General features: G+C 57.3%; 10 protein-coding genes and 1 riboswitch. Of the genes, 6 read left to right on the forward strand and 4 right to left on the reverse strand.

Annotated features, from left to right (window positions below):
* The first annotated feature begins 8 nt into the window (after window positions 1-8).
* The 5 genes from tig (at window position 9) to yihA (ending at window position 6,505) form a co-directional block, all read left to right on the forward strand.
* On the forward strand, window positions 9-1,424 hold the full coding sequence (gene tig, locus KQI82_RS09020; RefSeq protein ID WP_216632455.1) for a trigger factor: 1,416 nt from the start codon (window positions 9-11) through the stop codon (window positions 1,422-1,424).
* Window positions 1,425-1,523: 99 nt separating this feature from the next.
* Complete coding sequence (locus KQI82_RS09025; RefSeq protein ID WP_187334117.1) at window positions 1,524-2,105, forward strand: ATP-dependent Clp protease proteolytic subunit; 582 nt, start codon at window positions 1,524-1,526, stop codon at window positions 2,103-2,105.
* Between the two features lie 13 nt (window positions 2,106-2,118).
* Entirely contained in the window at window positions 2,119-3,429 is a 1,311-nt protein-coding gene (gene clpX, locus KQI82_RS09030; protein ID WP_216632456.1) for an ATP-dependent Clp protease ATP-binding subunit ClpX, read from the forward strand.
* Between the two features lie 67 nt (window positions 3,430-3,496).
* Window positions 3,497-5,902 carry an endopeptidase La gene (gene lon, locus KQI82_RS09035; protein WP_216632457.1) on the forward strand — a complete coding sequence of 802 codons (2,406 nt, stop codon included), beginning with the start codon at window positions 3,497-3,499 and terminating at the stop codon, window positions 5,900-5,902.
* Between the two features lie 9 nt (window positions 5,903-5,911).
* Window positions 5,912-6,505 carry a ribosome biogenesis GTP-binding protein YihA/YsxC gene (gene yihA, locus KQI82_RS09040; RefSeq protein ID WP_216632458.1) on the forward strand — a complete coding sequence of 198 codons (594 nt, stop codon included), beginning with the start codon at window positions 5,912-5,914 and terminating at the stop codon, window positions 6,503-6,505.
* A 114-nt stretch (window positions 6,506-6,619) separates the two neighbouring features.
* Here the strand turns inward: yihA and KQI82_RS09045 are convergent, their stop codons facing one another.
* From KQI82_RS09045 to KQI82_RS09055, 3 genes are all read right to left on the reverse strand, one after another.
* On the reverse strand, window positions 6,620-7,423 hold the full coding sequence (locus KQI82_RS09045; RefSeq protein WP_216632459.1) for a helix-turn-helix domain-containing protein: 804 nt from the start codon (window positions 7,421-7,423) through the stop codon (window positions 6,620-6,622).
* Between the two features lie 145 nt (window positions 7,424-7,568).
* On the reverse strand, window positions 7,569-8,576 hold the full coding sequence (gene asnA, locus KQI82_RS09050; RefSeq protein ID WP_216632460.1) for an aspartate--ammonia ligase: 1,008 nt from the start codon (window positions 8,574-8,576) through the stop codon (window positions 7,569-7,571).
* A 283-nt stretch (window positions 8,577-8,859) separates the two neighbouring features.
* On the reverse strand, window positions 8,860-9,789 hold the full coding sequence (locus KQI82_RS09055; RefSeq protein WP_216632461.1) for a cation diffusion facilitator family transporter: 930 nt from the start codon (window positions 9,787-9,789) through the stop codon (window positions 8,860-8,862).
* 112 nt (window positions 9,790-9,901) lie between these two features.
* Window positions 9,902-9,997: riboswitch (NiCo riboswitch) on the reverse strand.
* Window positions 9,998-10,359: 362 nt separating this feature from the next.
* On the opposite strand from KQI82_RS09055, the gene KQI82_RS09060 reads away from it, so the two are divergent.
* A complete protein-coding gene (locus KQI82_RS09060; protein WP_216632462.1) occupies window positions 10,360-11,445 on the forward strand; it encodes a YkvI family membrane protein in 1,086 nt (361 codons plus the stop codon).
* Window positions 11,446-11,489: 44 nt separating this feature from the next.
* Here the strand turns inward: KQI82_RS09060 and KQI82_RS09065 are convergent, their stop codons facing one another.
* A complete protein-coding gene (locus KQI82_RS09065; protein ID WP_216632463.1) occupies window positions 11,490-13,592 on the reverse strand; it encodes a glutamine synthetase III family protein in 2,103 nt (700 codons plus the stop codon).
* Between the last annotated feature and the right edge of the window lie 25 nt (window positions 13,593-13,617).

The raw sequence follows: 13,617 nt of genomic DNA on the forward strand, positions 1-13,617 counted from the left end.
AAAGAAATATGAGTGTGAAAAGTTGTGAAAAACTGGAAAAAAGTATAGTCGCGCTGACCGTCGAGGTGAGTGCAGACGATTTTGAAGCTGCTGTCAACAAGGCCTATCTGAAGGCCCGTAAGAAGATCAGCGTCCCCGGCTTCCGCCCGGGCAAGGCGACCCGCAAGATCATTGAGGGGATGTACGGCACCGAGGTCTTTTATTCTGACGCAGTCGATATCGCGCTTCCCGACGCCTATGAGGCTGCGGTGGAAGCGGAAAAGCTGAGTGTTGTGGGTTATCCCACCGTGGAGCTGGAGGGAGAGGTCACAAAGGACGGCTTTACCTTCAAGGCCACCGTCCCCGTTTATCCCGAGGTCAAGCTGGGACAGTATAAGGGCCTCTCCGCGCCCAAGGCTGAGGTGAAAGTCACCGCCGCTGATGTGGATAGCCGCATCAAGGAGCTCTCCGACCGCAACACCCGCCTCGTGAGCGTGGAACGTCCTGTGGAGAACGGCGACACCGCTGTCATCGATTTCGAGGGCTTTGACAACGGCGTTGCATTCGACGGCGGCAAGGGAGAGAACTATCCCCTGGAGATCGGCTCCGGCAGCTTCATCCCCGGCTTTGAAGAGCAGGTCGTGGGCATGAACGTGGGTGAGGAGAAGGAGATCAACGTCACCTTCCCTGAGGACTACCAGAAGGACCTGGCCGGCAAGGCGGTGGTCTTCAAGGTCAAGGTCAATGAAGTCAAGGTGAAGGAAGCCCCCAGCCTGGACGACGAATTCGCCAAGGATGTGTCTGAGTTCGACACCCTGAAAGAGCTGAAGGCCGATCTGAAGAAGAAGATTGCCGCCGAGCGGGAAGAGGCGGCCACCCGCTCCTTTGAGGATGCTTTGATGTCCAAGGTGGCCGACGGCATTGAGTGTGATGTGCCTGACGCCATGGTGGACAGTCAGGTGGAGAAATTCGTGGAGAATTTCAAGTCTCAGATTCAGGCCCAGGGCATTCCCTATGAGCAGTATCTGAAGATGACGGGCTCTGAGGAGCAGAAGCTCAAGGACGACGCCCGTGAGCCCGCCCAGCGCCAGGTTCGCCTGGATCTGGCCGTTGCCGCCATCATCAACGAAGAGAAGTTAGAGGCCACGGATGAGGACGTGGAGGCCGAGTATAAGAACCTTTCTGAGAAGTACAGCATGGACGTGGAGATGGTGAAGAAGTACCTGCCCCGCGAGCAGATCGAGGCCCAGGTGCTCAACGAGAAGGCCATTGCCGTGGTCCGCGACAGCGCCACTGCGGAGCCTGTTGAGGAGAAGAAAAAGAAGGCGCCCAAAAAGAAGGACGAGGGCGGCGAAGAAGGCGGGGAAAAGCCGGTCAAAAAGAGCGCCAAAAAGAGCGCCAAGAAGGAAGAGAAGGAACCGGAGCCGACCGAAGAGCAGAAATAAGGCGTACATTTTTAACAGATTCGACACATTCTCTCATGGTGCCTGTGGTATCATGAGAGAATGGTTTATAGGCCACAAATGAACGGAGGTTTTCAAAACATGAGTTTAGTACCTTACGTAGTAGAACAGACCAACCGCGGCGAGCGGTCTTACGACATCTTTTCCCGCCTGTTGAATGACCGCATCATCTTCTTGGGAGAAGAGGTCAATGCCACCACTGCCAGCTTGGTCGTGGCGCAGCTGCTGTATCTGGAGGCCCAGGACCCGGACAAGGACATCAGCCTCTATATCAACAGCCCCGGCGGTTCTGTTACAGACGGTATGGCGATTTATGACACCATGCAGTATGTCAAGTGCGACGTGTCCACCATCTGTGTGGGCATGGCCGCCAGCATGGGAGCGTTTTTGCTCTCTTCCGGCGCAAAGGGCAAGCGCCTGGTGCTGCCCAACGCGGAGATCATGATTCATCAGCCCTCCGCCGGCACCCAGGGCCAGATCACCGACATGGCCATCCACCTCAAACGCTTGGAGACCATCAAGAAGAAGATGAACCACATCTTGGCCGAAAACACGGGCCGGACGGTGGAGGAAGTGACCGCCGCCTGCGAGCGCGACAACTTTATGAGCGCGGAAGAGGCCAAGGAATTCGGCCTGGTGGATCGGATCATCTACAAGAAATAACAAGGAGAACTCTATGAGCGACGAAGGCAAGAAACCCATCCGGTGTTCCTTCTGCGGCAAGCATGAGCAGCAGGTGCATCGGATGATCCAGGGCCCGGGCGTGCGCATCTGCGACGAGTGCGTCCAGCTCTGTATGAATATTTTGAATGACGGCTATGACGATGGGCCCAATGCGGATCTGGACGATATCCCCGACCAGCTGCCCACTCCTCAGGAAATCAAAGCGGTGCTGGACGAGTATGTGATCGGACAGGAATCTGCCAAAATCGCTTTATCTGTTTCGGTTTACAACCACTATAAGCGGATTTTCTTCGGCGGGGACGAGGATGTGGAGCTGCAAAAGAGCAACATCCTGATGATCGGCCCCACCGGCAGCGGCAAGACGCTGTTTGCTCAGACACTGGCCCGCATCCTGCGGGTGCCCTTTGCCATTGCAGACGCCACCACGCTGACGGAGGCCGGCTATGTGGGCGACGATGTGGAGAACATCCTCCTGCGCCTTTTGCAGGCCGCCGACTTTGACGTGGAGCGGGCGGAGCACGGCATCATCTATGTGGATGAGATCGACAAGATCGCCCGCAAGAGCGAGAACACCTCCATCACCCGGGATGTCTCCGGCGAGGGGGTGCAGCAGGCGCTGCTGAAGATCGTGGAGGGCACGGTTGCCAATGTGCCGCCCCAGGGCGGGCGCAAGCACCCCCATCAGGAGTTTATTCAGGTCAATACCAAGAACATCCTGTTTATCTGCGGCGGGGCCTTTGACGGCCTGGAAAAGATCATTGAGCGCCGTCTGGACAAGAAGGGTATCGGGTTCGGCGCTGTGGTGGAGAGCAAGAAGGAGAAAGACGTGGGCAAGGTCCTCAAGGAGGTGCAGCCCCACGACATCCTGAAATTCGGTCTGATTCCGGAGTTGGTGGGCCGTCTTCCCGTGATTGCGCCGCTGGAGGCGCTGGACCGGGAGGCTCTGGTCCGGATTCTCACGGAGCCGAAAAACGCGCTGATCAAGCAGTACCAGAAGCTGCTGAGCTACGACGAGGTGGACCTGGTCTTCCAGAAGGACGCTCTGGAGGCCATTGCCGACAAGGCCATCGAGCGCTCCATCGGCGCCCGCGGACTGCGGGCCGTGATGGAGGGAATGCTGACGCAGCTGATGTACGATGTGCCCTCCGACCCCACCATAGAAAAGGTGACCATTACCCGCGAATGCGTGGAGGGGACCGGGAAGCCGGAGGTTGTCCGGAACCCTGATAAAGTGAATTATGCAGTGAAGCTCAATTCCGGGAAGAGCGTTTCCGGAACTCCCAAAAAGGCTTCTGCTTCCTGAGAGAAGAGGCGCCGCTTGCGACGCCCCTTTTCCATTCTGAAGTGAAATGAAAGGAAATTTTTCCGCCATGGAACCTATGAACATCCCTGTGCTGGCCCTGAGGGGACTGACTGTTTTTCCCCACATGACCATCAACTTCGATGTGGAGCGGCCGATCTCCATCCGCGCCCTGGAGCGCGCCATGGAGCAGGACCAGGAGATATTCCTTGTGACACAGCGAGAGATCGGGACGCCGCTGCCCGCGGAGTCCGACCTGTATGAGGTTGGCACAGTTTCCCATATCCGGCAGATCCTGCGGATCTCCGAAAGCGCCGTCCGCGTCATGGTGGAGGGCATGTACCGCGCCCGGATGCGCCGGCTGTGGCAGACGGAGCCCTTTTTGCAGGCCAATGTGGAACAGATTGAAGAGACTCCCGCCGCCACCCGCAGCACGCCCCGCACCGAAGCGCTGATCCGGCAGACCTACGGCTTGTTCGCCGAATACGCGGACCTGATCCCCAGCCTGCCCGACGAGGTGCCCACGACGGTTCTGGACTGCCGTGAGCCCGGATATCTTGCCGACTACATTGCCCAGAACATCAGCATCCGCTATCTGGACAAGCAGGAGATACTGGAGGAGCTGCATCCCTTCCTGCGGCTGAAGAAGCTCAACGCGCTGCTCAGCCGGGAGATCAATGTGCTGAACTTTGAGCACGAGATGCAGGAGAAAATCCGGGATCAGCTGGCACAGTCCCAGCGGGACCAGATTCTCCGCACCCAGATACGGGTCATGCAGAACGAGTTGGGGGAGAGCGACGACTCCGACGATGAGCTTCAGGACTACCGAAGCCGTATCCGGGCGCTGCACCTGGGCAAGGAGACCGAGGAGAAGCTGCTCAAAGAGGTGGACCGCATCGCAAAGCAGCCCTTTGGCAGCGCGGAGGCCGCTGTCTCCCGAAACTACCTGGATGTCTGCCTTGAGATGCCCTGGAACAAGACCACCAGGGAGCGGGTGGACGTGGAAGCTGCCCGGAAAATTCTGGAGCGGGACCACTACGGCCTGGAAAAGGTGAAGGAGCGCATCCTTGAAACCATTGCCGTGCGTCAGCTGAACCCGGAGGGGCACGGCCATATCCTCTGTCTGGTGGGCCCTCCCGGCGTGGGCAAGACCTCCATTGCCATCTCCGTTGCCAAGGCGCTGAACCGGAAGTTAGGCAGATTGTCTTTAGGCGGGGTCCGGGATGAGGCGGACATTCGCGGCCATCGCAAGACCTACATAGGCTCCATGCCTGGCCGCATCATCGAAGCCATCAGCCGCAGCGGAAGCATGAATCCGCTGCTTCTGCTGGATGAGATCGACAAAATGGGCAGCGACTATCGGGGAGACCCCGCCGCGGCTCTGCTGGAGGTGCTGGACAGCGAGCAGAACTATGCCTTCCGGGACCATTTCCTTGAAATTCCGGTGGATTTATCCCAGGTGATGTTTATCACCACCGCCAATACCACCGAGACCATTCCCCGTCCGCTGCTGGACCGGATGGAAGTGATCGAGCTGTCCAGCTACACCGACGAGGAAAAAATCCAGATCGTCAGGCGCCACCTGCTGCCCAAGCAGATGAAAGAGCACGGCATCTCCAAGAGCGCCCTGCGCGTCAGCGACGGGGCCATCCGTGGGATCATCACCGGCTATACCCGCGAGTCCGGCGTCCGCGTGCTGGAGCGCCAGCTGGCTAAAGTGTGCCGGAAGGCGGCCATCCAGCTGGTATCAAAGGATATAAAGCGATTTACCGTTACAGAAGAAAACCTGCAGGAGGTCTTGGGCGTCCGGCCTTACAGTCCATCGCTGCACACAGAAAAGGAAGAGGTGGGCGTTGTCAACGGCCTGGCCTGGACGGAAGTGGGCGGCGAAATTCTGGAGGTGGAGGTCAATGTGATGGAGGGCAGCGGAAAACTGGAGCTGACCGGAAATCTGGGGGATGTGATGAAGGAATCGGCCCAGACGGCCCTCAGCTGCCTGCGCAGCCGGGCCTCCGAGTTAGGTATACAGGGCGATTTCTACAAGACCCGGGATATCCATGTTCACTTCCCGGAGGGTGCGGTGCCGAAGGACGGCCCTTCGGCGGGTATTGCCATTGCAACCGCCATGCTCTCCGCCCTGACTGGCCGGAAAATACGCGCCGAGCTGGCCATGACCGGCGAGATCACCCTGCGGGGACTGGTACTGCCCATTGGCGGGCTGAAGGAGAAGACCATGGCCGCCCTGCGCAGCGGCATCAAAACCGTCATTATCCCCAGGGAAAACCTGCGGGACCTGGAGGAGATCGACCAGACTGTGCGCAAGGGACTGCGCTTTGTGCCGGTGGAGACCGTGGATGCGGTGATAGCAGAGGCGATCTGTTATCCGGAGACGGCCGGGCAGCGCCGGGAGGACCCGGTGGCGGCTTTTGCGCCGGTCCACCATGAGAGCGCGCCGGGCGACGCCCTGCGGCAGTAAAGGAGAAGCATGGCACTGAATTTTGGAAACGCCGAATTTGTGCGTTCGGCTGCCGGCCCGAGCCAGTTTGTCCGGGACGGCGCGCCGCAGATCGTGTTTGCGGGCCGGTCCAACGTGGGGAAATCCTCCGTTATCAACCGGCTGCTGGGCCGGAAAAACTTTGCCCGCGTGGGCTCTGCACCGGGAAAGACCAGCCAGATCAACTATTTCCGCATAGACCGGCAGGCGTATCTGGTGGATTTGCCGGGATATGGGTATGCCAAGGTCAGCAAGACGGAGAAGGAGCGCTGGGGTCAGCTGATGGAGTCCTATTTTCAGGACGAGGGAGAGTTGATTACCCTGGGCGTGCTGATTGTGGACGCCCGCCATAAGCCCACCGCGGACGACTGCGTGATGTGCGATTGGTTCCGTCAGAGCGGCTGCCCCATGATTGTAGTGGCCAACAAGGTGGATAAGCTGAAAAAGAGCGAGGTGGAAGCCAACCTCCAGCTGATCCGCGATACGCTGCAGATGGCGGAAGGGGAACCGATGGTGGCTTTTTCCGCGGAAAAAGGAGAGGGGAAGGAAACTCTCCTGCGGGAGCTCTCCCTTCACTGCGGATAAAAGTGACCTCACTTGGATCAAAGAGAACACGGGATGGATTCGTCCATCCCGTGTTCTCTTTGATTGCACATGCTGCCTGAACAGCGTAAGAAACTGCAAAGACCGGCCGCATGTTCAATAATCCGCATAAGAAAAATAGGGATAGCCGCTTTTATAGGACAGCGCATACCTGCACCCATCGATCTCCTGAAGATTTGCGGCGCAGACATTGGTGGCGACGACTCTTCCGTCATCCAGCGTCAGCGCAAACTGCCGCATATCCGGCGATATATACAGACGACGCTTGATTCCCACAGAAACTCGCGCTATTCCGGGGCTATAGTAGCTGATCTGCTGAAACCCTTCCCGGTCATAGGTAATATATGCGCTGACGTCCTTCCGCCCGGTCTTTTCAACACATTCGATGGAAAAGGTTCCCTGAAAATTCTTCCTGCCGATCCGCTTCAGTGAACCGTCTATTCGTACGACGGTTTCCCCAACCGCCTCTCCGCCCTCGTATATGGCCGCGGGGACTTCAAGTTGGACGTCTCTGAGGAATGCACCGGTATAGTCTAAAATTGCAAAGAGGAAAAAACCAAAGAACACGGTCAGGAAGATAGACGCAACGGTTCTGCCGATGTTTTTTCGCATCTTCCTTTTGTATTGGGCGCAGACGGCCTTGATGGCGTCCCGGACGGCGCGGTCATCCTGCACCGTGTGATCGCCGCTCTCAGGTTCGCCGCTCAGAAGGCTATGGACAGAAATCCCAAGCGCATCGGAGAGCGGCTCCAGCAGCGTCACGTCCGGAAATCCTGCGCCCCGCTCCCATTTGCTCACTGTGCGGTCCGAGACATGCAGCATTTCGGCAAGCTCCTTTTGCGTAAGTCCTTTTTCCTTTCTTGTATCGCTGATCAGCAGTCCTGTGTTCCTTGTATTCATAGTTCCCTCCTGTGTTTCTCCCGATCATTGTAGCAAATATGCCGCGAAAAAGAAACAAACGCTGCGTGGAGTCGGTATGGCGGAGCTGCCGGAGGTGAAAAACAGCCGCCGCATATTGCGGCGGCTGTTTTTTAAACCATTGCTGTTACAGCAGCATGATCCCGGCCTTTTCGCAGGTCTCCTGGGTATCATTGTCCCAGAGGCTGACCTGCACCTCGCCGATGTGGCAGGTGCCGATCATCAGCATGCACAGACGGGACTGGCCGATACCGCCGCCCATGGTCAGGGGCAGCTGTCCGTCCAACAGCATCTTATGGAAGGGGAGAGCCCGGCGTTCATTGCAGTCGGCCAGGTTCAGCTGCTCATCCAGAGAGGTCTCATCCACCCGGATGCCCATGGAGGAGATTTCAAAGGAGCGGCCTAACACGTCGTTCCAAAAGAGAATGTCGCCGTTGAGCTTCCAGTCGTCATAGTCGGGGGCGCGGCCGTCGTGGGGCTTGCCGCTGCGGAGCTTGCCGCCGATCTGCATGAGGAACACCGTGTGGTGCTGGCGGCAGATCTCATTTTCACGCTGGTGGGCGTCCAGATCGGGATACAGGTCCTCCAGCTCCTGGGAGGTGATGAAAAACACGTCCCGGTCCAGCTTCACATGCAGGCTGGGGAAGGCAACATCCAGCGCCTCGGAGGTTTCGCACACGGCGCCCACAATGCTGCGTACCGTCTCCTTCAGGTACTCCGTCGTCCGGTTTTCACGGGAGATAATCTTCTCCCAGTCCCACTGGTCCACATAGATGGAGTGGATGTTGTCCACCTCTTCATCCCGGCGGATGGCGTTCATATCGGTATAGAGGCCCTTGCCCGCATGGAATTCGTAGCGCTTGAGCGCAAGGCGCTTCCATTTGGCCAGAGAGTGCACCACCTGCCCGTTGGCGCCCACATCCGGGATATCAAATCCCACAGGGCGCTCATAGCCGTTCAGGTTGTCGTTCAAACCGGAGTTCTCATCCACAAACAGCGGTGCGCTGACCCGTCTCAGATTCAGCGCATTGCTCAGATTCGCCTGAAAATTGGACTTGATAAACTCGATGGCACGCTGCATCTCGTAGTTGGAGAGCGGAGATTGGTATCCCTCCGGAATATAGACTTTACTCATGTGCTCAACCCCTCTATGCTTCAATTTAAGGCGTTCGGCTGCCTCCGCCCTCTGCCATCCCCATGAGGATTGACGGCTGCGGGACAGCTAACAATAAAAATCATTATAAGCAAAATCCGGCGTAAATGCAAGCACAACCTTGGCGGCCCCTTTTCTAAGACAGGTGTTGATACCGCTCTATTTTCCAAACGATCGATCGGAGCGCCCAAAAAGAGCCGCCTCAAAATAAAGGCAGCTCTTTCGGGGAGCGATCATTCGTCAAGCAGTGTCAGATAGCAGTCTCTCATTCCACTTCAGAGGGATTTACATGGATCATAATATGCTTGATGTCTGGGAAGGCCGTTTCCACGTCGTCATGCACTTGTTCGGCGACAGCATGGCTTTCCCTCAGAGGCTTGTCGCCGTCCACCTCAATTTCCAAATCCATGTAAATCTTGTTTCCAAACATCCGGGTACGAAGCATATCAACGCGCACAACCTCCGACTGCTTTTCAATGAACTGCCGAAGCTCCGCCTCATAACTCTCGTCACAGGCCGTATCCAGCATTTTGGAAATGGCGTCCTTTAGAATATCATAGGATACTTTCAGGATAAACAGGCAGATGACCACACTTGCCACACTGTCTAATACGGGGAAGCCAAGCATAGCGCCGCCGATCCCAAGCAAAGAACCTATGGATGAAAACGCGTCGGAACGGTGATGCCAGGCGTCCGCCATAAATGCAGAGGAATTGATTTTCTTGGCATAGTACCGCGTGTACCAGAACATGGACTCCTTTACCACGATGGACACGACGGCCGCCGCCAGAGCGATAGCGCCGGGAACCGATAGGGTTTCATAGTTGCCGGAGATAATATTTTTCGCTCCCACTGCGCCGATACCCAGCCCAGTGCCCAACAGGATTACTCCAAGCACCAAAGAGGCCACGCATTCAAATCGTTCGTGGCCGTATGGATGAGAATCATCCGACGGTTTTTTCGACAGCTTCACACCCAAAAAGGCGATGAAGGTGGCGAACACATCGGAGCATGAGTGGACGGCATCCGAAATCATGGCCCCGGAGTGGCCGGCGATTCCGGCAATGATTTTGAAGCCTGAAAGCACCGTGTTTCCAATGATACCCACAAGCGACAGCTTTCGGACAATTCGTTTTTCCTCCGTTGCCGGCAGCGCGGAGTTTACGGTTGTTTGATTTTCTTTTTTGGCTGTCATAAAAGAATCCTCCCTTTGTCCGTATAAGCGGAAATGATGATTTCTCTTATTGGCACCCCATTAGAGATAGACTGTTCCAAAGTGAATAAAAAAGCACACCTATGGAACATACAACTGTCCCACAGATGTGCATAATACACCCTGCTACCGCTTAGTGCGGCCCGGCCCCATGAACTTGAAGGTTCATTGCCTGCTCAGTTTGTACTGTTGATCTCGCATTCCCGAAAGAATGTAATGCAGTGCAAAGAGTATTTATTATTATACACCATAACCTATGCTCTTATCAATAGTTTTGTGATAGAAAGATTACCCGATTATCCGGGTGGGATAGAAGTGTTAAAAAGGAGGGCGGCATCCACTCCCTTATATGGATTCACCTTTTGCAAAACTGCCGAAGTTCGTCAACACGAATCTTAAAAAGGGACCTTGACGGCTTTGCCGCCTGTGCTATAATAGCCGGAGAGATTCCGCGCCGGGCGGCGGTTTGCCGGAGGTGCCGCCCGCGTTGGAAGACAGTCCATGTTGGGTGCTGCGGCGGGCGATATCACTTTGGAAAGTGAGAAATGGAATATGAAGAATTTGACCGCTGCCGGGCTGGCGGTGACTTATGCGGGTTGTTTCTTAGGGGCCGGCTATGTGTCGGGACAGGAGCTCTGGCAGTTTTTTGGAAGCTTCGGCAAGATGTCGGTGCCGGGTCTGCTGCTGGCCGTGGCGCTTTTGGCCGCGTTTGGCATGATGCTGCTGCGCCTTGCACAGATGACGGGGATCGAGGAGATGGACCGTTTGGTGGTCCGGAAGGAGTGGCCTTGGCTGAGAAAGGCACTGTCCCTTTTTGAGTGCGTGTTTTTATTCGGTGTGACAGCCATCATGTCGGCCGGCGCCGGGGCGCTGACGCAGCAGCTGCTTGGCATCCCATCCTGGCTGGGGGGAATTTTGATGACCGCGGCGGTGGTGCTGATAGCCTTTCGGGGTCTGCGGGGGCTGGTGTCCGCCTTTTCCATCCTGGTGCCGGTTCTGGTGCTGGTCACAGTTCTGGTGGCTCTCGCGGCGCTGATCCGCTTTCCGATGGCCCAGGCGGCCTTTGCCCCGGTTTCTGAGGGTAGCTTTTTGATGAAATACTGGCCCACGGCCGCCATCACCTTTGCCTCCTACAATGTGTTGGGCGCCGTCGGCGTCCTGGCGCCCCTTGGAAAATACGCGGACCAGAAGAAAACCGTGTGGAGAGGGGTGGCCCTGGGCTGCGGTTTGCTGTTGCTCATTGCCCTGAGTGTGATCCTGGCGCTGCGGGTCTGCCCTCAGGCAATTTCTCAGGAACTGCCCATGCTTGCACTGGCCTCCGCGCTGAGCCCGGCGCTGGCCTATGTCTATGGGGCGCTGTTGCTGTTGGCAATGTTTGGTACGTCCCTTTCCAGTCTGGTGGCCGTGGTCACTCTGCTGAGGCAGAAGTTCCCACTTGTGGAACGGAGCCGTGGAAAAACGACCGCGCTTTTGGGAGCCGCCGCCGCTTTGGGCAGCCTGATGGGGTTCGGCGACCTGATCAGCGTGCTCTATCCGCTGTTTGGCTATTTGAGCGGAATTTTCCTGTTGTTTATGGGGTCCCACTACCTCTGGTGCAGGCGGAGGGAGAAAGGGCAGGTTCAGGAAAACTGCCAGTAGAGAAAAGAAACAAGGAGCCGTCCTTATGGACGGCTCCTTGCTGTTTACACGGAGAAAAGGATATCGCTGTAGGTGGGATAGGGCCAGTACTCTTTGGAGGTCATGGTCTCCAGATCGTCGATGACCGTGCGGGCCTCGTTGAGCAGCGACAGCACGGAGTCGTGGTAATAATTCGCCTGCGCATACCCCGCGTCCTCGCCCGGGGCCTGATCCACAGCCTTCTGAAGCCTGAGCGTGAGATCCAGAAGGGCGCTGTTTTGACGGGAGAGTTTGGAGATCAGGGTTTCCTCCACCTTGAAGGAGGCGGTGGGGACAGCCTCTTTTCGGTGCAGCAGGGAGGTGGAGAGCGCGTCGGAATAGCGGCTGACAGCGGGAAGGATGTTTCGCTTCACCATCTCGATCAGCGTCAGCGCCTCGATGTGGATGACCTTGCAGTAGCTCTCAAGGTGGATGGCATTGCGGGCGGTCATCTCATCTTTGGTGAAGATACCGTTTTTGGTGAACAGGTCCACATTTTTTTGAGAGACATAGGCCGGCAGACAGTCCGCGGTGCTGACCAGGTTGGCAAGGCCCCGGCGCTCCGCTTCCCGGGCCCAGGACTCGTCGTAGCCGTTGCCGCTGAAAATGATGCGCTGGTGGTCCTTAAAGGTTTTGCGCAGCAGCTTCTGAAGGTCCGCCTGGAAGTCCCTGGAGTTCTCCAGCTGGTCGGCAAACTGGCGCAGCTCCTCAGCCATGATGGTGTTGATCACGATGTTTGGCCCGGCAATGGACTGGGTAGAGCCCAGCATGCGGAACTCGAACTTGTTGCCGGTGAAGGCCAGAGGAGAGGTGCGGTTTCGGTCGGTGGTGTCCTGCGGGATATTGGGCAGCACATCCACGCCGATCTGGAGGTTCTTTTTCTTCTTGTCAACATAGGCGGAGCCGGCCACGATGGAGTCGATGATCTCCACCAGCTCGTCGCCTAAGAAGATGGAAACGATGGCGGGAGGCGCCTCATTGCCGCCCAGCCGGTGGTCGTTGCCGGCGGAGGCCACCGTGGAGCGCAGCATCTCCTGATAGTCGTCCACGCCCTTGATGAAGGCGGCTAAAAACAGCAGAAACTGGGCGTTCTGGCTGGGGGTCTTGCCGGGCTTAAAGAGGTTTTCCCCAGTGTCGGTGGTCAGTGACCAGTTGTCGTGCTTGCCGGAGCCGTTGACGCCGGCAAAGGGCTTTTCGTGGAGCAGGCACACCAGGCCGTGGCGCTCCGCCACAGTCTTCATCAGCTCCATGGCCAGCTGGTTGTGGTCGCAGGCCGCGTTGGCGTTGTTGTAGATGGGGGCCATCTCATGCTGGGCCGGCGCAACCTCGTTGTGCTTGGTCTTGCTGAGCACGCCCAACTTCCAAAGCTCCGTGTCCAGGTCCTTCATGTAGGCTGCCACCCGGGGGCGGATCACGCCATAGTAGTGGTCGTCCAACTCTTGTCCCTTGGGCGGCTTTGCGCCGAACAGCGTCCGGCCACAGAGCTTCAGATCGTCCCGCTTGTAGTAAACGGATTCGTCCACCAGGAAATACTCCTGCTCCGCGCCTACCTGGGCGGTGACCTTCTTGACCGTATCGTTGCCGAAAAGCCGGAGAATCCGCACCGACTGGCGGCTCACCAATTCCATGGAGCGCAGCAGAGGCGTCTTCTTGTCCAGAGCCTGACCGGAGTAAGAGAAGAACACCGTGGGGATGTACAGCGTGCCGTCCTTGATGAAGGCAAAGGAGGTGGGGTCCCAGGCGGTGTAGCCTCTTGCCTCAAAGGTGGCCCGCAGCCCGCCGGAGGGGAAGCTTGAGGCGTCGGACTCACCCCGAACCAGTTCCTTGCCGGAGAACTCCATGATGACGTGCCCGTCCTCCGTCGGCGTGATAAAGCTGTCGTGCTTTTCCGCGGTGTAGCCGGTCATGGGCTGGAACCAGTGGGTGAAGTGGGTGGCGCCCTTTTCCACGGCCCAGTCCTTCATGGCGTTGGCGATGTCGTGGGCAATGGAGCGGTCCAGCGGGGCGCCGTCGGCAATGCATTGCTTCCAGGAAGAGTAGACGGTGGGGGAGAGGCGCTGCTTCATCACGTCCTCGTTGAACACCATGGAACCGAACAGCTTTGGTACATTGACAGGGTCCTGAATCATAGAAATACTCCTTTTGCCGCAAGCG

The sequence above is a fragment of the Dysosmobacter acutus genome, assembly GCF_018919205.1.
Classification (GTDB): Bacteria; Bacillota; Clostridia; order Oscillospirales; family Oscillospiraceae; genus Oscillibacter; species Oscillibacter acutus.